General features: G+C 60.6%; 6 protein-coding genes. 2 read left to right on the plus strand and 4 right to left on the minus strand.

All coding sequences use genetic code 11. The annotated features are described in order from the left end of the window. Nucleotides 1–2 precede the first annotated feature (2 nt). Together AXYL_RS12915 and AXYL_RS12920 are read left to right on the plus strand one after the other, a co-directional pair. Entirely contained in the window at nucleotides 3–7,829 is a 7,827-nt protein-coding gene (locus tag AXYL_RS12915) for a non-ribosomal peptide synthetase (RefSeq protein WP_013393237.1), read from the plus strand. Next, nucleotides 7,829–15,187, plus strand: coding sequence for a non-ribosomal peptide synthetase (locus AXYL_RS12920; protein ID WP_013393238.1), 7,359 nt, complete (start codon nucleotides 7,829–7,831; stop codon nucleotides 15,185–15,187). Before AXYL_RS12915 ends, AXYL_RS12920 begins: the two co-directional genes overlap by 1 nt. 1,295 nt (nucleotides 15,188–16,482) lie before the next feature. Here the strand turns inward: AXYL_RS12920 and AXYL_RS12925 are convergent. The 4 genes from AXYL_RS12925 to AXYL_RS12940 form a co-directional block, all read right to left on the minus strand. Then, complete coding sequence (locus tag AXYL_RS12925; RefSeq protein ID WP_013393240.1) at nucleotides 16,483–17,769, minus strand: lysine N(6)-hydroxylase/L-ornithine N(5)-oxygenase family protein; 1,287 nt, start codon at nucleotides 17,767–17,769, stop codon at nucleotides 16,483–16,485. Nucleotides 17,770–17,906: 137 nt separating this feature from the next. Next, the gene (gene fhuF / locus AXYL_RS12930; RefSeq protein ID WP_013393241.1) at nucleotides 17,907–18,686 is read right to left on the minus strand and encodes a siderophore-iron reductase FhuF; all 780 of its coding nucleotides are present in this window, start codon (nucleotides 18,684–18,686) and stop codon (nucleotides 17,907–17,909) included. A gap of 25 nt (nucleotides 18,687–18,711) precedes the next feature. Next, nucleotides 18,712–20,841 (minus strand): TonB-dependent siderophore receptor, encoded by a 2,130-nt coding sequence (locus AXYL_RS12935; protein ID WP_013393242.1) that lies wholly within the window; start codon nucleotides 20,839–20,841, stop codon nucleotides 18,712–18,714. 444 nt (nucleotides 20,842–21,285) lie between these two features. Further along, on the minus strand, nucleotides 21,286–23,496 hold the full coding sequence (locus tag AXYL_RS12940; RefSeq protein ID WP_237710003.1) for a TonB-dependent siderophore receptor: 2,211 nt from the start codon (nucleotides 23,494–23,496) through the stop codon (nucleotides 21,286–21,288). Nucleotides 23,497–23,506: the final 10 nt, after the last annotated feature.

Consider the following 23,506-nt stretch of genomic DNA (forward strand, 5'->3'; position numbering starts at 1 on the left):
CTATGGAACTGGATGAAAAAAGCATTGCCCGCCGTTTCGCGGCGCTCTCCCCAGAAGCCCGGCGAGGATTTCTGACGAAAATTGGGGAAGCAGGTCTAAGCTACGTCGATTTGCCTATTGTTCCAGTGGATCGGAACGAGGCGCTGCCGATCTCTTATGCGCAGCGCGGCCTTTGGTTGACTTGGCAACTTGATCCGTCCAGTCCGGCCTACAACATGCCGGGATTCCTGCGTTTCAAAGGCGTGCTGGCCAAGGATGCGATGCTTGCCGCGATGCGGCAACTGACGCGACGGCATGAAACACTGCGAACCATCCTTCCCGTCGGCATTGACGGTGAGCCTGCACAGGTGATTCTGCCGATGGAATCCGTTCAGGTGGATGTGGTGGATCTCCGCTCGGTACCCGAAGACAGACGCATGGGGAAGCTGAGTTCACTGCAACAGGCACTTGTTAGCCAGCCATTCAAGCTTGATGCCGAACCGCCGATTCGCGCCACGTTGTGGGAGGTCAACGAAGATGAGCATGTGCTAGGCATCGTGTTGCACCATATTGCGGGGGATGGCGCGTCTGTGCGCATACTGCTGGACGAACTCCTGATTCTGTATCGGAATGCGTGCGGCGAGCATCCACAAGAGCTGCATGCTCTGCCAGTGCAGTTTGCTGACTATGCTGTCTGGCAGCGAAACTGGTTCGATGCCGGAGAGCGCGAACGCCAGCTGGAATACTGGCGGTTACGGCTGGGTATGGAACATCCGCCCATCGAGTTGCCCATGCTGCGACCGAGAGGCAGCGTTACTGAATCGAAGGAACGGCACTACGAGTTCCAGCTTTCGCGTGAATTGAGCGACCGAATGCGGGCTCTCGCAGGGTCTCACCGAGCCTCGCTGTACATGGTGATGCTGGCGCTGTTGAAAGTGACGCTCTATCGTTTCAGCGGCACGCAGGACGTCCGTGTCGGCACACCGGTAGCCAACCGCCGGAAAGCCGAAACACAAGGACTGGTCGGCTACTTTCTCAACTTGCTGGTCATGCGCACGCAGATGGATCCGGCGAGCAGCTTTGTGGATGTCCTGGCTCGGGTTCGTGAGACTGTTCTGGATGCACACGCGCATCAGGATTTGCCCTTCGACCTGCTGGTCGATGCGCTTCGACCGGAGCGGGAGGCCGGGGTACACCCGTTATTCCAGGTCAAATGTACTCAGCAAGAGACTGTCCCGGAGACCAGATCCTTGGGTGATCTGGAGGTGAAGTTCGTTCCCGTTTCCAGCGGCCAAGCTCATTTTGACCTGAGCCTAGATTTTACCGATCGCGAGGACGGCATACGTTGCGACTTGATCTATGCGGAAGCGCTGTTTGACGAGGCAATCGTTCATACGTTCGCCGCCACGCTGGACGGCTTCGCGACGCAGGCGGTCAACTTTCCACACAGGAAGGTGGCGGATCTTTCCTTGCCGGTTCCGGTTTCCGAAGTCGCGGGCGCGCAACGCGAATTCGGCGCGCCAAGTGTCATTCGGATGTGGGAGCTGGCCGCCAGGGCTCGTTCGGCGAGGCTTGCGGTAATAGACGAAGATCAGTGCCTGACATATGCCGAATTGGACAGACAGTCCAGCCGTCTGGCGCAGATGCTGATCGAAAGAGGGGTGGGCTGCGACGTCCGCGTGGGTGTACACGCGGACCGCTCGTGCCCGTTCGTTGTCGGTTTATTGGCCGTGTTGAAGGCGGGCGGCGCCTATGTGCCTCTGGATCCCTCCTTGCCGTCGGAGCGGTTGGCTTATCAGTTGGGGGATAGCGGCGCCGCGTTGTTGCTGAGCAGCGGAAGGCCGGCCTGGCAGGTGGGGGTTCCCGTCTTGTCGCTTGAACTTGCCGCCGTGCCGGAACAGGATCTTGTTCAAATCCTGCCGCCGACACAGCCCTCGCAGGCAGCCTACGTCATCTACACATCCGGTTCCACCGGGAACCCGAAGGGGGTGGTGATCAGCCACGGTGCGCTGGCCAACTATGTCCAGGCTTTGCTGGAACGTCTCGATCTTCCCGAAAGCGCGCGGAGCATGGCGATGGTCTCGACCGTGGCGGCCGACTTGGGGCACACGGTGTTGTTTGGCGCTTTGTGCTCGGGACGGGAATTGCATTTGATCTCCGCGGAACGCGCCTTCGATCCGGATGCCTTCTCCGACTACATGAGCAGGCATCGGGTAGATGTGCTGAAGATCGTGCCCAGCCACCTTCAGGCTCTCCTGAATGCGGGTGCGCCGGAAAATATACTGCCGACCAGTCGGCTGGTGGTTGGAGGCGAGGCGACACGGTGGTCGCTGCTGGCGCAGGTCGCGGACTTGAAGCCGGAGTGCCAGGTATTCAATCACTACGGTCCGACCGAAACTACGGTGGGCATTCTTACGCAGGAAGCGCGTGTGGCGCTGCGCACGGCAAGCACCTTGCCCGTCGGGAAGCCACTCGCCAATGGCTATGCCTGCGTACTGGATGCAGACCTCAATCCGGTACCGTTCGGGGTGGTCGGCGAGTTGTACGTAGGTGGCCCTGGCGTGGCGCGGGGCTACCAGGGGCGTGCTGCGCAAACAGCGGAACGCTTCGTCGCCAGTCCATCCAAGAAAGGCGAGCGCCTGTATCGCACTGGAGACCGGGTGAGAATGCTGGAGGACGGCAATCTCGAATTCCTGGGGCGGGCGGACGACCAGGTGAAGGTGCGCGGCTATCGGGTGGAGTTGAGGGAGATTGCGCAGGCATTGCTCGAGATGGTTGGCCTCGTGGAGGCCGAGGTTGTCGCCCGCGAGGACGAGGATGGACGCACTCAACTCCACGCATACGTTGTGACTCGGCCCGGTGAGACGATCGCGGCGGAGGACCTGAGAGAAAGGCTCGCTCAGAAGCTTCCAGAGTACATGGTGCCTGGCGCGATCATGCAGCTGGACGTCTTGCCGCTGACGGCCAACGGCAAGGTCGACCGCAAGGCGTTGCCGCTACCCGGGGAGCGCGCTGCGAAGGATTACGAGGCGCCCCAAGGCCAGGTGGAACAGGTGCTGGCCGACGTATGGGTGCAAGTGCTTCGAGTAGATCGGGTCGGTCGTCATGACAATTTTTTCGAACTTGGCGGCGATTCCATCCTCACTCTTCAAATTGTCGCGCGGGCACGCAAGAAGGGACTACGCTTCACGCCCAAAGAACTGATGGAGCGTCAGACCGTCGCCGCAGTTGCGGCGGTCGCTACTCTGGAAACTGCGCCGATAGCGAGCGCTGCCGCGGTCGCGGCATCGTCCGAGGCTGGTATCCGGTTTGCCCCTATACCCGTTCAGGCTTGGTTTTTTGACCAACAGTTCGAGGACCATCACCACTGGAACCAATCACTGCTTCTCAGCGCTACCGAGGTGATTGAGCCGGCGCAGGTACGGCAGGCTGTCGAAGCCCTGGTCATACATCATGAGGCTTTGCGTCTGGTTGCCGAATGTGGCGCCGATCGTCGCTGGTCGTTATCCAGTCTGCCGCCAGGCCAGTCAGTTTTCGAGGAGATCGACATCGGCTCCGGCGGCGATGTCGCTGTGGCCATTGAAAACGCAGCCGATCGTGTTCAGCGCAGTCTCAGCCTACAGCGTCCATTCAAAGCGGTGTGGATGAATCTGGGCGACGGGCGTGCGGGCCGCCTGCTGCTGGTCGCCCATCACCTCGTCGTCGACGGCGTGTCGTGGCGTGTGATTCTCGACGACCTTCAGACCGTATACAGACAGCTTCGAGAGGGGCGGGTGCCGGAACTCCCGACTGCGACCACGCCACTGCGGGATTGGTCCAAGGCGCTGGCACGCTATGCCGATAGCGCCGAACTGCGCAACGAACTGACCTACTGGCAGAATGTCGTCGGGAGGGCGGAAAGGTCGCTGCCTGGCGTCGCGGACGGCAGCAACACGCTGGCGGAATCGCGCACGCTCATTACCTCGCTGGATGAGGCCCGCACGGAGCAACTCCTGGCCGATGTGTCGCAAGCCTACCGCACGCGTATCGACGACATCCTGCTGACAGCCCTGGCGCGTACCCTGTGCGCCTGGGACGGGCGCGAACATGTGCTGGTCGAACTGGAAGGACATGGTCGCGAGGTGCAACTTTTCGATGACCTGGACCTCAGTCGGACCGTAGGCTGGTTCACCACGCTGTACCCGGTCCGTCTTGCGCCGGGAGATACGAGCCGACAAGCCGGTGGGGATCTTGGCGCTAGCCTGAAAGCCATCAAGGAACAACTGCGGCAGGTGCCCAACAAGGGGATAGGCTACGGCGTGCTGCGCTATCTCGGCAGCGGCGGACCTGTGCTTGCCGGTGGCGCCTATCCGCAGGTCACATTTAACTATCTCGGCCAGGTCGATCAGAGTTTTGGTGGCGATTCGATATGGAGACTGGCTCGCGAGCGCACGGGGCAGGAGCGTGCTTCCAGCAGCCGGCGCCGAACCTGGCTCAGCCTCGATGCCGAGGTGCATCGCGGCGAATTGCGCGTGGGCTGGACCTATAGCACGGCGGTGCATGACGAAGCCACGATAAAGGAGCTTTCCAGGAGCTTCCTGAATGAACTGGAGCATTTGATCGAGCACTGCCTGCATGGCGCGCAGGGTGTGACGCCGTCTGACTTTCCGCTGGCTAGGGTCAGCCAGCGTCGGCTCGACGGATTGCGGCTGCCATGGAATCGAGTGGTCGATCTATATCCGCTGTCGCCGATGCAGGCCGGGATGTTGTTTCACAGCATTCTAGAGCCGGCAGGGACGGTGTATATCAATCAGCTCCGGCTGGAGCTTGAAGCTCTCGACCCTGCCCGCTTCAAGGCCGCTTGGAAAACGACATTCGATCGACACGAGATACTGCGGACGGCCTTTATTCAGGGCGAAGCCTCACTTCAATGGGTAGCTCGAACGGTCGAGTTGCCACTTGTCGAGTACGACTGGCGTGACCATGTCGACCTCGACGCTGCGCTCGACGAACTGGCCCACGCCGAGCATGAGCGAGGTTTCGACCTGGCTACACCGCCGTTGATGCGGCTGGTCCTGGTTCAGTGCGCTGCGGGTAGATATCACCTCATCTGGACGCGTCACCATCTGTTGCTCGACGGTTGGAGCACCGCGCGACTGCTGGCAGAAATCCTTACTTGCTATTCCGGGAAGAACCCGCTTCCTTCGCGAGGACGCTACCGGGACTATATCGCCTGGTTGCAAGCAAGGGACGGCGCGGCTGCAGAAACGTACTGGCGGACGCTATTGGCAGACGTCGATGGGCCGACGAGGATTACCTCCGAGCACAAGCCGTCGACAGACGGACAGGGTTATCAGGAACACATTCAGGTGTTCGATGCCGTGGAGACGGCGCGTATGGCTGAGTTCGTCCGCGCTGAGCGGATTACCCTGAATACGCTGGTTCAGGCAGGGTGGGCACTATTGCTGCGACGCTATACCGGGCAGACAGGCGTGTGCTTCGGAGCGACCATGTCGGGTCGTCCGGCGGAATTGCCCGACGCAGACGAGGTGCTGGGGTTGTTCATCAACACCCTGCCCGTCGTGGCGCGCCCTCGACCGGAGCAGCGGATAGGTGATTGGCTGCGCATGCTACAGGCGCAGAACGTCGCATCACGTGAATACGAACACACGCCGCTTTTTGAAATCCAGCGTTGGGCTGGCTCCAATGGACAGGGATTGTTCGACAGCATCCTGGTGTTCGAGAACTATCCGGTTGACGAGGCGCTACGGCAGCCAGGTAATGGGACGCCACGTGTCTCGATCGCTGGAAATCGGGAAGAGACCAGCTACCCGATGACTTTGACCGTAACTGTGGCGGATGTACTGACGATAGGCTATTTTTTCCAGGAACGGTGCTTTGCGGCGGAACTGGTAGCCCAGTTGGCCGGCCACATGCGGAACTTGTTGATGTCCCTCTGCGCGTCGGCGCAGCGTTGCCTGGGCGAAATTGATGCAGTGAGCGAGGCCGAGCGTCGGCAATTGAGCGAGTGGGGCGTGAATGCTCACCGGTACCCGGATGCGGAGCCGGTGTATCGGCTGATCGAGCGCCGCGTACGGAACAATCCACATGCGGCCGCCCTGTTGTTCGGTGATGAGTCGCTGACGTATGCGGAATTGAACTTGCGGGCCAACCGTCTGGCGCACCGCCTGATCAGGTTGGGAGTGGGGCCGGAGGTGAGGGTCGGGATCGCGGTGGAGCGTTCCATCGAGATGGTGGTGGGGCTGCTGGCGATATTGAAGGCGGGCGGTGCGTATGTGCCGCTCGATCCGGAGTATCCGACGGAGCGGCTGGCCTACATGATGGCCGACAGCGGGATCAGGCTGCTGCTGACGCAGCACGGGGTGACGGATCGGTTGCCGGCGCTTGAAGCGCTGGAAGTTCTGGAACTGGATGGGCTGGACGTGACGGATGAATCCGGACACGATCCGCGGATCGATGTACACGGAGAGAACCTGGCGTATGTGATCTATACCTCCGGGTCCACGGGACGGCCCAAGGGCGCGGCCAATCGGCACGTTGCGCTGCACAGCCGGCTGACATGGATGCAGCAGGCGTATGGCTTGACCGCGTCAGATACGGTCTTGCAGAAGACCCCCTTCAGCTTCGATGTGTCGGTATGGGAGTTCTTCTGGCCGCTGATGACGGGCGCGCGGCTGGTGCTTGCCAAGCCCGGCGATCACCGTGACCCGGCGCGCCTGGTCGAACTGATTCGGGAAAACAGCGTCACTACGCTGCACTTCGTGCCTTCGATGCTGCAAGCGTTCCTGGCGCATGACGGTATTGAGGCCTGCATCAGCCTGTCACACATTGTTTGCAGCGGCGAGGCGCTGCCAGTCGAAGCCCAGAATGGCGTATTCAGGAGTTTGCCGCAAGCTGTGCTCTCCAACCTCTACGGTCCGACCGAAGCGGCCATTGATGTTACGCACTGGGCTTGCCGCGATGACGGATGCGGCCACGTGCCGATCGGGCAGCCGATCAGCGGTATCCAGACCTATGTGCTTGACGAAGGCTTGAGCCTGGCCCCGGTTGGGGTGACTGGCGAGTTGTACCTGGGCGGAGTCGGCTTGGCCCGAGGCTATCTGGGCCGCAGCGGGTTGAGCGCGGAGCGCTTCGTGGCGGATCCGTTCGGCGAGGCTGGCGGCCGGTTGTACCGCACGGGAGATCTGGTGCGCTGGAACGCCGAGGGGCAATTGGAGTACCTGGGCCGGATCGACCATCAGGTCAAGATCCGCGGGTTGCGCATCGAGCTAGGAGAAGTGGAAGCGCAGTTGCTGTCGCAAGCGGAGGTCAGGGAAGCCGTGGTGGTGGCGCGCGACGGGCCGGGTGGGGCGCGGCTGGTGGGCTATGTGTCGGCGCAGGCCGGCAAGATCGTCGAGTCCGAAGAGCTGAAGGAGCGCCTGGGCCGGCAGTTGCCGGACTACATGGTGCCAAGCGCGATCGTGGTGCTGGAGGAGTTGCCGCTCAATGCCAACGGCAAGGTGGACCGGAAGGTGCTGCCCGAAGCGGGCGTGGATAGTGCACGGACGTACGAGGCGCCGCGGGGCGAGGTGGAGGAAGCGTTGGCGACGATCTGGGCCGAGGTGCTGGGTATCGAACGGGTGGGTCGCCACGACAACTTCTTTGAGTTGGGCGGACATTCACTGCTTGCTCTGCAAGTGGTCGCTCGTGTCCAGTCTCGCATGCAGAAGGACATAGCCATTCGAGATTTCTTTGCCACTCCGAGTCTGTCCGAGGTGAGTGTCCTACTCGAGGCTGAACCGCTCATGAAAGAAAGAAGTCAGTCGCTATCGGAAGTTGTTGCATTCATTGACGACCTGGAAGCCGCGTAATGGATAGTTTGGCGAGTCATCGTATCGCAGAGCGTTTTGCCCGGCTCGGGCTTGATCAGCGTAAGGCGATCTATCGAAAGATCAGATTGGAGGGATTGGGTATTGGGAATTTTCCAATCCTTGCCCGGGATGAACTGGATTTCTCCCGCTGTCAGCCTTCATACGCTCAGATGCGCCAATGGTTTCTTTGGCAGCTGGATCCACTGAGCACGGCGTATCACATCAGTGGCGCGATGAAACTCAAAGGTGTGTTGAACGTTGAAGCGCTCAGGGCAAGCTTCGGCGCGCTGCTGGAACGGCACGAATCGTTGCGCACGGTGTTTCGTGCAGGAGAAGACGGTCGGATCGAGCAGGTGATCCAGGCGGACGGCAGCGTGCAGATCGAAGAGCTTGATCTGAGTGCGGTAGCGACCGGCGAGCGCGCGGAAAAGGTGAGAACTGCGGTGGCCGACGTGGTTCAGACACCGTTCGATCTGCAGGCGGGACCACTGCTTCGGGTGGGTTTAATCAGAGAAGCTGTGGACGAGCATGTGTTGGTGATGGTGATGCACCATATCGTCTCGGATGGCTGGTCGATGCAGATCATCGTCGATGAGTTCGTGGCGCAGTACCGTTCTCGGGTGCTAGGTCAGAATCCAAAACTGGCGACGCTGCCGATTCAATATGCGGACCACGCGGTCTGGCAGCACAATTGGCTGGAGGCGGGGGAGAAGGACCGGCAGCTTGCGTATTGGAGGGCGCAACTGGGTGACGAGAATCCGGTGCTGCAGTTGCCCACGGATCGTCCGCGCAACGCCCACGGAGTGTATGGGGCGGCTTGCCATCGCATCGCACTGACAGGAGTATTGGTGTCTCGACTGCGTGATCGGGCGCGTTCTGAAGGAGCGACATTGTTCATGGCGTTGCTGGCGGGTGTGCAAGCATTGCTCTACCGGCACACCGGTCAGAAGGACATTCGGGTCGGGATACCAATCGCTAATCGTCACCGCGTAGAAACCGAAGGCGTGGTGGGCCTCTTCGTCAATACGCAGGTTCTGCGCAACGTAATTCATGGGCGCCAGAGCCTGGTACAGGTACTAAAACAGGCCAAGGAGGCGGCTCTGGGCGCGCAGGCTCATCAGGATCTGCCCTTCGAGCAACTGGTGGAATCGCTGCAACCGCAACGCAACTTGGGCATCAATCCGCTGTTTCAGGTGCTGGTCAATCATCAGCGGCAGGACCATCGGGTACTGCAACAATTGCCAGGGCTAACGCTCGCAGACTACACCCTAGCCAAACAAGGCGCACAGTTCGAGCTGTCGGTGGACTTCGGCGAAGAGGCGGAGGGCCAGATGCAGGTGAGTTTTACCTATGCTCAGGAGTTATTCGATGCGAGTGCCATGGCACGCATGGCGGAGCACTACCTGGCGGTGCTGCGGGTCCTTGCGGAGCGGCCCGAACAGGCGGTGGGCGATGTGGAGTTGCTGGGTATAGCGGAGCAGCTGCAGCTCCAGGCTTGGGGGGTGAACGGGCGTGCATACCCGGAAGTTGGGCCGGTGTATCGGCTGATCGAGCGCCGTGTGCGGGACAATCCGCACGCTATAGCGTTGGTGTTCGGAGATGAGTCGCTCAGTTATGGAGAGCTTAACGAGCAGGCCAACCGTCTGGCGCATCGCCTGATCAGGCTGGGAGTAGGGCCGGAGGTGAAGGTGGGGCTCGCGGTGGAGCGCTCCATCGAGATGGTGGTGGGACTGCTGGCGGTCCTGAAGACGGGCGGGGCGTATGTGCCGTTCGATCCGGGGTATCCCATGGATCGGCTGGCCTACATGATGGAGGACAGCAAAATTCGGCTATTGCTGACGCAGTGCGCAGTGAGGGATCGGTTGCCGGCGCTGGAGGGGCTGGAGGTTCTGGAGCTTGAAACTCTGGATGTGATGGATGAATCCGGAAACGACCCACGGGTCGACGTGCACGGCGAGAACCTGGCGTATGTGATCTACACCTCCGGATCCACAGGGCGTCCAAAGGGTGTAGGCATTTCCCATCACAGTTTGGTCGAGCATGCTCAAGTGGCGGTTGATTTCTTCGGTCTCACCAAAGCCGATCGGATGCTCCAGTTTGCGACCTTGAACTTCGACGGTTGCATCGAACAGTTGTTTCCACCCCTGATCCAGGGGGCTTCGGTCGTATTGCGCGGCCCTGATCTGTGGGATAGCTCCACGTTCTATCAGGAACTGATGGAAAAGCAGATCAGTGTCGTGGATGTTACGACGGCGTACTGGCTGTTGCTGGTACAGGATTTCGCCCGGCAAGGCGTTCGAGATTATGGTGTATTGCGTCAGGTTCATGCCGGTGGCGAGGCCATGCCGCCGGAGGGCCTCAATGCTTGGCGTGCAGCCGGTCTGGAGCGGATCAGGTTGTTGAACACGTACGGTCCGACAGAGGCGACCGTCACTGCCTCGATTCTGGACTGCCAGCCCTATGTGAGCGCAAGCAAACCGCTTCCGCTGCAAATGCCGATTGGCACGCCCTTGGCTGGACGGGAGCTCCGGGTCGTGGATGCCGACTTCAACCTTGCTCCTCAAGGAGTGTCAGGCGAGTTGCTCATTGGCGGAGAACTATTGGCGCGCGGCTACCTAGGGCGCGCCGGTTTGAGTGCAGAACGCTTCGTGGCGGACCCGTTCGGCGAGGCCGGCAGCCGGCTGTACCGCACGGGTGATCTGGTGCGCTGGAATTCCGAGGGGCAATTGGAGTACCTGGGCCGGATCGACCATCAGGTCAAGATCCGCGGATTGCGCATCGAATTAGGCGAAGTGGAAGCGCAGTTGCTGTCGCAAGCGGAGGTCAGGGAAGCGGTGGTGGTGGCGCGCGACGGGCCCGGCGGGGCGCGGCTGGTGGGTTATGTGTCGATGCTGGCGGGGCAGATCGTCGAGGCCGAAGAGCTGAAGGAGCGTCTGGGCCGGCAGTTGCCGGACTATATGGTGCCGAGCTTGATCGTAGTGCTGGAGGGGTTGCCGCTCAATGCCAACGGCAAGGTGGACCGCAAGGCGCTGCCAGAACCGGGAGTGGAGAGCGCACGGGCGTACGAGGCGCCGCAGGGCGAGGAGGAAGAGGCGTTGGCGGCGATCTGGGCTGAAGTCCTGGGAGTTGAGCGGGTGGGGCGCCACGACAACTTCTTTGAGTTGGGCGGACATTCGCTATTGGCGCTGAACGTGCTGGAGCGCATGCGTGCACGGGGCTTGGCCGTGCAGGTACGCACGCTGTTTCAGCAGCCCGAACTGGCGGCCTTTGCTCGAGCCATCACGCAAGGTCAGGATCGACATGATGTCGTCGTCCCCCCTAATCTGATCCCGGCGGACTGCGCCGCAATCCAGCCAGAGATGTTGACGTTGCTCGAGCTTGACGCCACGGAGATCGGCCGGATCGAAGCGGCGGTGCCGGGAGGAGCTGCGAACATTCAGGACATCTATCCGCTGGCGCCGCTGCAGGAGGGCATTCTGTTCCACCACATGCTGGAGCAACAGGGCGACATCTATGTCACTCCTTGCCTGCTGAGCTTTGACAGCCGGGAACGATTGGAGAGCTTCATCGCCAGCTTGAATCGGGTGATAGAGCGCCATGACATCCTGCGCACGGCGGTGTTGTGGGAGGGGCTGAAGGAACCGGTTCAGGTGGTCTATCGGCGGGCATTGCTGCAGGCCGAGTGGCTGCAGGATGTGGTTGCGGGCAATGCGGCCGAACGACTGAACGAACTTGTCGATCCTCGACGCCATCGCATCGATGTGCGTCAGGCTCCGATGATGCGGGCGGTGGCCGCGCAGGATGTCGCGCAAGGAAGTTGGCTGCTGCAATTGCCCAGCCATCACTTGGTACTGGATCACACGACGCTGGAACTGATAGTTCAAGAGATTGTGCAGATCGAGCAAGGCCAGGAGGCTGCATTGCCCGAGCCTGTGCCGTTCCGGCGCTTTGTAGCCCAGGCGAAGCTAGGCCTGAGCCGGGCCGAACATGAAGCATTCTTCACCAAGATGCTGGGCGACGTGGATGAGCCGACGGCGCCGTTTGACCTGCTGGATGTGCAGGGCGACGGCAGCGAGGTCGAGGAGGTGAAGCTGGCGTTGGAGGCGGAACTATGCGCCGGAATCCGGCAGCAAGCCAAGCGTCATGGGGTAAGTGCGGCCAGTCTGTTCCACCTGGCCTGGGCCTTGGTGCTGGCCAGGACGACAGGCAAGGCCGACGTGGTGTTCGGTACTGTGCTGTTTGGACGGATGCAGGGTGGCGAGGGCGCAGAGCGAGCGTTGGGGATGTTCATCAATACGCTGCCGATCCGCATCAAACTGAGCGGCCGCAGCGTGCAACAGAGCCTGCGCGAGGTTCATGCCGGGCTGACGGGGCTGATGCATCACGAACATGCCAGCCTGTCGCTGGCGCAACGCTGCAGCGGGCTGCCGGGAGGCACGCCGTTGTTCTCGGCCTTGCTGAATTACCGCTACAGCGCAGCGCAAGATCTCGATATGACGGCCCCAGTTTGGGAGGGGATAGTGGCACTGGGCGGGGAAGAGCGTACGAACTACCCGATTGCCATGTCGGTGGATGATCTGGGCCTGGGGTTCGAACTGGTGGGTCAAGCCCACAGATCCATAGGCGCGCGGCGGCAGTGCGACTATATGAGGGCGGCCTTGGCGGGAATCGTCGATGGGCTGTCGAACGGTCCGCAGCAGAGGGTTGGTGAAGTGGAACTGCTTACTGATGCCGAGCAGCAACGACTTCAGGGGTGGGGAGTGAATACCCGGCGCCATCCAGCGGTGGAGCCGGTGCATCGGCTGATCGAGTGTTGTGTACGGGACAGTCCATATGCGACCGCCCTGTTGTTCGGTGATGAGTCGCTGACGTATGCGGAATTGAATTTGCAGGCAAACCGTCTGGCGCATCGCCTGGTCAGGCTTGGAGTGGGGCCGGAGGTGAGGGTTGGGATCGCTGTGGAGCGTTCCATCGAGATGGTGGTGGGGCTGCTGGCGATCTTGAAAGCGGGGGGGGCGTATGTGCCGCTGGATCCGGAGTATCCGATGGATCGGCTGACCTACATGATGGGCGATAGCGGGATCCGACTACTGCTAACGCAGCGTGCGGTGAGAGATCGGTTGCCGGCGCTGGATGGATTGGAGGTGCTTGAGCTTGATGGATTGGACGTGAGGGATGAGCCTGGGCACGACCCGCAAATCCCTATCCACTCTGAGAACCTGGCGTATGTGATCTATACCTCGGGATCCACGGGATGGCCCAAAGGCGCTTCGATCCGTCATGACGCGTTAAGCCGCTGCATGACGTGGATGCAAGAGAAGTATGGCTTGACAACAATGGATGCCGTGTTACACAAGGCTCCATTCAGCTTCGATGTGTCGGTGTGGGAAATATTCTGGCCCTTGACCGTGGGCGTGCGGCTGGTGGTCGCAAACCCGGGAGACCATCGTGATCCGCAACGGATCATTGATCTGATCGTGAAGCATGAAATCACGACGCTCAACTTTGTGCCGGCAATGTTGCAAGCCTTCCTGGCCCAGGAAGGTATCGAGGAACACACGCGGCTGCGCTATGTGATCTGCGGCGGTGATGCGATGCCCGCAGCCACGCAACGGGAGGCTCTGCGGCGACTGAGGGGGGGAACCCTACAGAACCTGTATGGCCCGACGGAGACGACCATACATGTCACGCAATGGACGTGCCAGGAAGAAGAGAAAGCCGTGGTGCCGATAGGACGGCCGATCTCGGAGACGCAGGCCTATGTGCTCGATGGGTCTCTGAAATGGGCGCCTCAGGGTGTGGCCGGCGAGCTGTATATCGGGGGGGAATTGCTAGGCCGCGGTTACCTGGGGCGCCCCGGATTGAGTGCAGAGCGCTTCGTCGCTAATCCGTTCGGCGAGGCCGGCGGTCGGCTGTACCGCACAGGCGATCTGGTGCGGTGGAATGCCGATGGGCAACTGGAGTACCTGGGGAGGATCGATCATCAGGTCAAGATCCGCGGATTTCGCATCGAGCTGGGTGAAGTGGAAGCACAATTGCTGTCGCAGACGGAAGTGAGGGAAGCGGTGGTAGTGGCGCGCGACGGACTGGGCGGAGCGCGACTGGTAGGCTATGTGTCCGCGCACACTGGGAGGACCGTCGGAGTTGCGGAACTGAGGGAGCGGTTGGGCCAGCAGTTGCCTGACTACATGGTGCCTAGCGCAATGGTGGTGCTGGAGAGCCTGCCGCTCAACGCCAATGGCAAGGTGGACCGGAAGGCGTTGCCGGAAGTGGGGGTGGAGAGCGTACGGGCGTACGAGGCGCCGCAGGGGGAGGTGGAAGAGGCGTTGGCGGCGATCTGGTCCGAGGTGTTGGGAGTCGAGCGGGTGGGGCGTCAAGACAACTTTTTTGAGTTGGGCGGGAATTCGCTGGCTGCCCTACAGTTCATACGAATCGCTGCAAAGATTCCCGAAAGGCGTTTCATGTTGCGGGATATTTTTTCTAGACCAACACTGGCAAAGTTGGCAGGGGCGGAAACGCGTCCCCGCGATAGTGTTTCCTTGAACACGGTGACGAACCCTCAGCGTACGCTATTCGTGATGCATGACGGCTGGGGCAATGTGTTGGACTACACATCACTGGCGCTTACATTGGAATTGAGCAATTGCGCTGTGATCGGAATTCCATATTCGGCAGCTTCTATGAGGGTTCCGAATGATCTGGCACAGCTAGCGGATTGGCATACCGCTGCAATCATCGAGTCGGGCCGAAAAGGCCCATTTTTGCTCGCCGGCTGGTCCATGGGGGGGGCGCTGGCCCTTCTGGCGGCCCAGTCGCTCGAGCGCAAGGGCCACGCGGTGGAGTTCGTGGGAGCAATTGATCCTTTTGTTCCTACTGGGAGAAGGGGCGAGGAGTTGATCGGATACGAGGCTGAGCTTCAGGAGTTCCTCGGAATCTTGTTGCCGCAAAATCAGCGCGAGCATCTGCTGAACAATCCAATGCTGAAGGGGCCGCTTGAACGGGCCTATCGTGACCCCGATGAGTTGATTCCCCTGCTGAAGGTATTGTTTACGCAGGTAGTCCCCGAGGATTTGCATTGGTATGGAGCACTGGGAGAGGAAGAGCTTGCAAGAATGTTCGAGGCAGGCAGGATTCTTCGTGCAGCGGGAAATAAACTGCATGCTCGGGTTGAACTCGACGGGCGCGTCAAGGTATGGTGGGCCGAAGATCGTCCACCCGAAGAAAAGAAGGTATTCGCAGCTTGGGTGAAATCTCGCCTCCCCATGACAGAAAGTGTATTGGCGGCGGATCATTTTCTTATCGTCCGAACTCCGATGCTGTTTGATCAACTGCTCCGAGAGCTTCGCCTGATGGGGTAGGCGGACATTGGAGGAAAGGCCCCCCCCGCCATCGCAAGTGGCGGGAGCCTATTGGCGATAGCAGCGCGGTTCAGCTCGGATGTCTTTAGTTCGTCCAAGAGGCATTCCGATCGAATTGGGAGCGCCTCTTGGTAGCAATGCGGAAGGCTAGATGCGGGGATATTATGCGCTAGCGATTCTCGTCCAACTGTTCGGGTGTATGAACGAGTGGATTTTCACCATGAGTAGGTCATGGTACCCACCACTTTGCGTGGTTCGCCGTAGAAGCAACCGTAAGTACAAGATGCAATGTAAGTCTTGTCGGTCAAGTTCGTTACGTTGAGGGCCAGTTTCTATGGGTCTGTAGCATAGCTGACCATTGCGTCGAGCAACGTGAAAGCAGGCACACTTGCGTTTACCCGGCCGCCCCAGCCTCGGGCTACCGTCGAACCGACGTGACGTAGACCGGCGCCCATCTTCAGGCCGGGCAGTTCAAACGCGCCAAAGCCGTAGTCCTAGGGAAAACTGATTGTATGCGACGCCTTGCGTGCGCCTGCCTTTTTCTTATGGCGTGCGCGGACTGCTTTTGATCGTGCGCGCGTCGGTATAGGCGTAGGCCAAAATGAGGTTGGCCGGCCGTCCGATCTTGGTCTTCGTCTCAATTTCCAGGCCATGCTATCGGACCTTGCCGAACTGGACCGAGTAGTCTGGGTCCACAGGATCGCTGACCAGCATATCGGTCTGTGTCAGATCATAAATGGCGATCGAGAACAACATGTCGCTGCTCCCGGGCTGGCCTCTCAGACCCACCGTTGAACGTCTTTCTGCCATTGCGACGTGACCCAAATCGGCTCGAGTCTTTGCAGCGACAGCACCGGGCGGTGTATTCCGCTCCCATATAGAGAGAAGGACGCGGGAGTGGGGAATTGGCTGTGCGAGGGAATCTCTGCCCCGGTATTGACGGTTGATATCGAGGCCGCCGGGGGGGCTGGAACGGCGAGCAGGGTTTTGTTCTGTCCAGGCGCGCTCTCTTTTCCATGACCAGTCGTCGAACGACTCTGGCTCCTCCAAAATTCCGCCGTAGTCTGGAGTGCAAAGATCAGGCGGTCGCGTGAAGCGCCGTATCGCTCACTCCAATGGTGTTGAATGGTGTAGTCGAATCCGATCAAATTGGAATGGCTGATGTTGTCTGCACCCGCTTGTATTGCGAAGAGGTGTCCATGATGACTGGACAGGCTTCTGCTTTTGGCGCGGGTCTTTGTTTGTATCCGGGGAGTTGACGCAATGGCCGAGGCCAACTTGGCCTGTCCGCCGCTTCAGATCGCGCCCACAGCCCGCTGCTCGGCAGGCTGCGTTCTAGCCAACATGGCAGTCCCGATCTCCCCCGTGCGCACCGCCGTCACGGACAACAGCGTGTCGCTTAGCCCGTGTGTCGACTCGCTGGCACCCTGCAAGAAGATGGCGGGATGGAAATCCGGAGAAGTCTTGACCCGGTACTCGCGGTCGACATCGAAATCGCCGAGATGCGGAGCCAGGGCGGCGAGTATGGACTTGTGCTGCTGGCGTTCGTAGCCGGTGGCCAGCACGACTGCGTCATAGCGGACGGCGCTGGCCTGTCCACCATTCAGGTCCTTGAGCGTCAGGTGAACGCCGTCTTCATCTGCGCGCACTTCTCCGATTTCGTGGCGAGGCAGGAGCCGGTGCCGTGCCTGCGCCTTGACCTTTTGTTCGTAAAGGACCTTGAATATCTGCTGGATCAGGTCGAGGTCCGGGCTGGCATAGTTGGTATGGCGGAACTCGCGCAACAACTCCTGACGCTCAGCCGATGTTCGGCTGTACATGTGGTCGACGAAGTCAGTATTGAAGATCTCGTTGACGAAGGGGCTGTCGTCGGACGGTTTGATGGTGTGGGCGCGCATGATGAGATCGACCTGGGGAGCGCCGGGTCGGCCGTGGAGGTCCATGAATATTTCCGCGGCACTCTGGCCTGCGCCGATGACCGCGATCTTACGGGCTTTGACGTTGGTGACGATGCTGCCCAGGTAACTGTGGGAATGAAAGAGCCGGGGATCATCGCGCAAAGCGTGGAAGCTCTCGGGAATACGCGGGGTGCCGCCTATGCTTACCACCAGATTTCGCGCCAGACGTTCATGAACTTCCCCGGCATGGTTGCGTGAACGCACTCGCAGCAGGCGGACTGCGTCGCCTTGCTTCTCCGGCAATACCTCGCACACGGTCTCGCCATAGACGCAACGGTCGTCGAATTGGGTAGCGGCCCAGGCGAAGTAGTCGCTGAACTCATGGCGGCTGGGGAAGAAAGTCTTGAGGTTGATAAAGTCCTGCAGCCGCCCTTTCTCGTGCAGATAGTTGACGAAGGTGTAGCGGCTGGTCGGATTGCGCAGCGTGGCCAGATCCTTGAGGAAGGAGACTTGCATGTGCGCATGATCGAGCGCCATGTCCGGATGCCAGGCGAACGAGGCCTGGCGCTCGATGAACAGCGAACCGAGGCTTGGGCCACCGGCTTGCCGCTGCTCCTCAAGGGCGATTGCCAGCGCGAGATTGGACGGGCCGAAACCGATACCGATGAAGTCATGAACGGCCATTGACACACTCCTTGCTCTGATTGGATCGACACTGCATGGGACCAAACGATCGGCAACCGTGCCGGCAGGGCGGGTTGCTGATATCTAGACGGGAAGTTGTGGAGTTTGTTTAGCGGCTTCGCTGTGTGCTTGATGCATCATTGACCGACGATCCTGTCTGCCGACTTAGACTCAGCCCGATGCTCCGGCGCCAAGGGGCACGCACGGCAATGGCTGTGACCGGGTAAGCGGTAGTAAAGGCAGCATTGGCGGTGTAGAAGGAGGGGCGCAGTGACGCCATTTTCAGCGACCGGAGAGGTGCGTCGTGGGGAAAAGAGAGGATTGAAGGAGCCGTCCGGGCGCGTCGGATGCAGAAGCAAGGCTTGCTTGTCCTGGGCGACGTGTTCGGCGTTGCCGGTCAACGCTAACGCTTGGTCGAGTATGGCCTCCAGATAGCGGGCCGTGTTTCCCCAGAGAATTTTCTGGGCAAGGCGGGTCTGTCGGCTGATGGCCTTGAACAGCGGATCGAGGTGCGCGTCCAACAGGGGCGCGTAGCGGACCGCTGGCGGGGCGGCCTGCGCCGGGCCGCCCTCATGGAGGATGTGAAAACGGATGGGAGCGCCGAAATCGCTCAGACTCAGCGCGACGTCGTCAGCCCGCATTGGGAAGGTGTGCCGCAGTACGCTTGCCGCAGCGGCAGTCGCCGGCAGCAAGGCCCACAGATAGTCGAGGCTCCAAGCCGAGGCGGCAGCGCGCAGGCCCTCGCCCGAGACCTTCAGATGCGCGGCGTAGCGTCGTATCGTATCGCCGAGCAGTTGGTCGCTGCCTAGCAGATGCGCGACGGAAATCGCCCCGGCCGGCCATTCAGCAGCGCAACTCAGCGTCTCTGCGTGGACAGCCCGGTCTCCCTGGAATAGGGGAGAGAGCCGGGGAATCATCGCCGCCTCCCGGGCATGATGAGGCTCAAAAGCGATATCTCGCGCTGAGCACTGCGGTCCGTTCCTGGCCATACTGGCACTGGCTGCCATCGCTGGCCGATTGGTAGCAGGTCGAGACGTACTCCTTGTCGGCCAGATTCTGGGCGCTGAGCGCGAAGCGCCAGGGTCCAGAGTCGTATTGCAGGGTGGCGTCGAAGAGGGTGAACGAAGGCGTTTTGGAGGTGTTGGCCTCATCGTTGTAGATGGATCCGACGTAGCGCACGCCGAACCCCATGCCCAGGCCGCGCAGCACGGATTCTTGCAAGCGGTAGTTCAACCAGGCCGACGCCATCTGCCTGGGTGTCGTTGTCGGCACCTTGCCCTTTTCGGGGCCATTGCTCTTGGTAATCTTGACGTTGCCAAACGTGTAGGTCGCGATGAGGTCCATGCCGGGCGCCAGAGCCGCTTTCGCTTCCAGTTCGATGCCCCGCGATCGCACGGCGCCGCTCTGTGTCAGATAGTCAGGGTTCGCCGTGTCCACCGTCAACACGTTGGTTTTGCGCAGGTCGTACAAGGCGACCGTATATAGGCTGCGTCCGTTGTCCGGGGTGTACTTGAGGCCCGCTTCGTACTGTTTCCCTTCCGTTGGCTTGAAGGGTGCGTTGTCGGCGCCGCGTCCGACGGTCGGCAGGAACGACTCGGCATAGCTGAAGTACGGCGTCCATCCCGTGCCGGTGAGATAGCTGATCCCGAGACGCTTGGTGAACTTGTTGGCCCTTTGCGCGGTGCTGGTGTCCGCCAGATAGTTGAGGGATTTCAGCATTGTCCAATCGTTGCGGCCGCCCAGCGTTATCAACCAGTTCGGCGTTAATTTCACCTGGTCCTGCACGTAAAGTCCCAATTGACGCAAGCGCTGCCTGGAGGCCCTGATGTCCGAGATTGGCGACTCCGTCACCGGCTGGCCATAGATCGGGTCGTAGATGTCCAGGGGGCCGGTATTGCCCGAGTAGGCCCGCCTGCCATTGTTCTGTCTTTCCGCGTCCAGACCGAACAGCAGTGTGTGCGCGATATCGCCGGTCTTGAACTGACCTTCGAGCTGCGTGTCGACCGCAATTTGCTTGTTGATGTCCTTGAACTTGCGTACCTGGCGCTGCAGCGTCCTGCCGTCGTTTTCCAGGTTGCTCGATATGATGCGGCGATAGGTCACGTCGACCTCGGATAGCCGCGCGTTCTGGCGAACGCTCCACGCACTGTTCAGCCTGTGCTCGAACAGGTAACCGACGGACGACTGGTCCTGGTCGAAGATCGAGTACTTGGGTTCGCCCTCGAGCAGCGACGCGGACTTTCGGGTTGACCCACCGGGCGGCGTATACCGGAATGCAAACCCGTTGTTGCGATCGCGGAGAAATTCGGACAGCAGCGTCAGCGAGGTGTCCGGGGTAGGCTTCCAGGTGAGCGACGGCGCCAGATAACGGCGCGTGTTCGAGACCTCGTCGCCGTTGGCGTATTTGTCCTGCGTGTCCGCGCGCATCCCGAGGCCGATAATTCGATATAAGACCCGTTCTTCCTCGTCCAGCGCGCCGCCCAGATCCACCGCAAGCTGGCGCCGGTCCTGGTTGCCGATCTGGACTTCCATTTCGCGTGGCGCATCGGCGGCGGGACGCTTGCTGACTCGGTTCACGATTCCGCCTGCATCGCCTTTCCCATACAGTACCGAGGCGGGGCCGCGCAGGACTTCGATGCGTTCCAGGCCGTAGGGTTCGCTGCGCTGGCTTGCAAATCCGCCTGCGTTGGCGTTCATCCTCAAACCATCCTGGTACAGCGACGTGCCATAGCCCGAGAAGCCCCGCAGGTTTATCCAATCGTCCTGTCCGCGGGTGTCCGCGCCATAAGTCTGGCTTGCCACGCCAGGCACGTAACGTAGCGCCTCGACCACGGACAAGGCGCCGCGGTCATCCAGCTCGTCCCGACCGATGACGGAAATGGACTGAGGTATTTCGGTGAGGGGAGTGTTGGTCTTGGTGCCGGTCAGGCTGCGTTCGGCGACGTAGCCAGGTACCGGTCCGGTTGCCGTTTGCGGTGTTGCCGCGGCCTCAACGGTAACGGCTGGAAGCATGGTCTCAGGAACGTCCGATTTTGCGCCTGAGAAGTCATCTGCATGGGTGGGACCGGTCATCAGAAGGCTGAAAAGGCCAAGCCGGATAGCATGCGACATCGATAGAGGTGATGTGGCACGTGCTCCTCTTTGAGGAGGTTGTCTGTAGTTCTGCATCGGGGAGTCAAATAGAAGAGGGGAGTGGCACAACGCGGACACAAGCAGCTATCTAAACGTAATCGGCGCAGATTTGTTTAGCGAGCTGTGATGCGGGAATACGGTGGCGTTGGGAGGGGAACCGTGGCACCAGCCTCCGTACGCAGTGAGGTGCGCTGTTGGCGTGGAAACGGGCTCCGGACGGTTGTATTGCTGCACAGCGGGCGAGGGGGGGCCAGGAGCGCAACGGAAATCGTTCCGGGCGGCCATTCGGCGGCGCAGCTCAGCGTCTCTGCGTGGGCAGCCCAGTCTCCATGGAACAGGGGGGAGAGCCGGGGAATCATCGCCGTTTGTCGTGCATGACGAGGCTCAAAAGCGATATCTCGCGTTGAGCACCGCGGTTCGCTCCTGGCCGTACAGGCATTGGTTGCCGTCTCCGACTGCCTGGTAGCAGGTAGCGACATACTCCTTGTTTGCCAGGTTCTGTACATTGAGCGCGAAGCGCCAGGGCCCGGTCTCGTATTGCAGGGCCGCGTCGAACAGCGTGTACGACGGCGTTTTCGACGCGTTGGCCTCATCGCGATAGGTGGATCCGACATACCGCGCGCCGAACCCGATGCCCAGGCCGCGCAATATGGATTCCTGCAGGCGGTAGTGCAACCAGGTCGATGCCATTTGCTTGGGCGTTGCGGTCGGCACCTTGCCTTGTTCGACACCATTTCCTTTGGTGATCTTGACCTTGTCATACGTATAGGTCGCAACGAGGTCCACGCCGGGCGCCAGGTTGGCTTTCGCTTCCAGTTCGAGGCCGCGTGACCTCACGGCGCCATTCTGTGTCTGAAAGTCGGGGTTTGCCGTGTCTACCGTCAGCGCGTTGGTCTTGCGCAGGTCATACAAAGCGACTGTGTACAGACTGCTTCCGTTGTCCGGAGTGAACTTGATACCCACTTCGTATTGCTTGCCCTCCGTCGGCTTGAAGGGCGCGTTGTTGGCATCGCGCCCAACGGTCGGCAGGAACGACTCGGCGTAACTGACGTAGGGTGTCCAGCCCGTGCCTGTGAGATAGTTGATCCCGAAGCGCTTGGTGAACTTATTGTCTTTCTGCTCGGTCTCGGTGTCTGCCAGGTAATCGAGGAATTTCAGAGTCGTCCAGTCCATGCGGCCGCCCAGCGTGATCAGCCAGTTTGGCGTCAATTTCACCTGGTCTTGCACGTATAGGCCCAGTTGCCGCAGACGCTGCCTGGAATCATCGAAATCCGGAGTCGGCGACACCGTCACGCGCTGGCCATAGACCGGGTCGTAGATGTCCAGAGGCCCGGTCTCGCCCGTATAGGCCCGGCTGTGGTAATTCTGCTTCTCGGCATCCAGGCCGAGCAGCAACGTGTGTTCGATACTGCCGGTCTTGACCTGGCCCTCGATCTGCGTGTCGATGGCGATCTGTTTGCCATCCTCCTTGAACTCGCGAAGCCGGCGTTGCAGCGTCCTGCCGTCGTCTTCCAGGCTGCGCGAGGTGATACGACGATAGGTCACGTCGACATCGGACAGGCGAGTATTCTGGCGCACGGTCCAGGCGCCGTTCAACTTATGCTCGAAAAGGTAGCCGACCGAAGCCTGGTCGTGGTCAAAACCCGTGTATTTGGGTTCGCCCACGAGCAGGGACTCGGATTTCCGGGTCGATGCTCCGGGCGGCGCGTAGCGGAACGCAAACCCGTCATTGCGATCGCGCAGGAATTCCGTCAATAGCGTCAGCGACGTGTCCTGGCCAAGCTTCCAGGTGAGAGACGGCGCCAGATACAGGCGCGTGTTCGACACCTCATCGCCAGTGGAATACTTGTCCTGCGTGTCGGCGCTCATGCCTAGGCCGATCACGCGGTACAGCACCCGTTCCTGTTCATCCACTGCGCCGCCGATGTCAATCCCAAGCTGACGGCTATCGCGGTTGCCGATCTGAACTTCCATTTCGCGTGGGGAATCAGCGGCGGGACGCTTGCTGACGCGGTTCACGATTCCGCCCGCGTCGCCTTTCCCATATAGCACCGATGCGGGGCCAAGCAGGATCTCTAGACGCTCCAGCCCGTAGGGCTCGCTGCGCTGATTGGCGAATCCGTTCGCGTTGGTATTCATCCGCAGGCCGTCCTGATAGAGCGAAGTGCCGATGCCGGAGAAGCCGCGCAGGTTGATCCAGTCGTCCTGTCCGCGCGTGTCGGCGCCGTTCGTCTGAGTGACCACGCCAGGCACGTACCGCAGCGCTTCGACCACGGACAGGGCGCCGCGATCGTCCAGTTCGTCCCGGCCAATGACGGAAATGGACTGTGGTACTTCGGTAATGGGGGTATTGGTCTTTGTGCCGGTCAGGCTGCGTTCGGCGACGTAGCCGGGTACTGGGCCGGTGGCGGATTCCTGGCGTGCTTCCACTCTGACTGCCGGTAGTGTGACCGCAACGTCCGATTGCCTTGATTCCTGCGCCTGTGAGGCTCCCGTGAAGGCGAGGCTTAGCAGGCCGGCCTGGACGGCGCGGAGCATGGAGAAAAGATGAGGGGCTATTTGTTTACGTATCCACTGCTGGTGCTGAGCTTCCATGGCTTTGGTT

The organism is Achromobacter xylosoxidans A8 (genome assembly GCF_000165835.1).
GTDB classification, from domain to species: domain Bacteria; phylum Pseudomonadota; class Gammaproteobacteria; order Burkholderiales; family Burkholderiaceae_B; genus Achromobacter; species Achromobacter xylosoxidans_B.

Excerpts from the sequence above, each read along its gene's own strand:
- AXYL_RS12915 (WP_013393237.1), top strand. The coding sequence starts at position 3 with ATGGAACTGGATGAAAAAAGCATTGCCCGCCGTTTCGCGGCGCTCTCC.
- AXYL_RS12920 (WP_013393238.1), top strand. The coding sequence starts at position 7,829 with ATGGATAGTTTGGCGAGTCATCGTATCGCAGAGCGTTTTGCCCGGCTC.
- AXYL_RS12925 (WP_013393240.1), bottom strand. The coding sequence starts at position 17,769 with ATGGCCGTTCATGACTTCATCGGTATCGGTTTCGGCCCGTCCAATCTC.
- fhuF (WP_013393241.1), bottom strand. The coding sequence starts at position 18,686 with ATGATTCCCCGGCTCTCTCCCCTATTCCAGGGAGACCGGGCTGTCCAC.
- AXYL_RS12935 (WP_013393242.1), bottom strand. The coding sequence starts at position 20,841 with ATGACCGGTCCCACCCATGCAGATGACTTCTCAGGCGCAAAATCGGAC.
- AXYL_RS12940 (WP_237710003.1), bottom strand. The coding sequence starts at position 23,496 with ATGGAAGCTCAGCACCAGCAGTGGATACGTAAACAAATAGCCCCTCAT.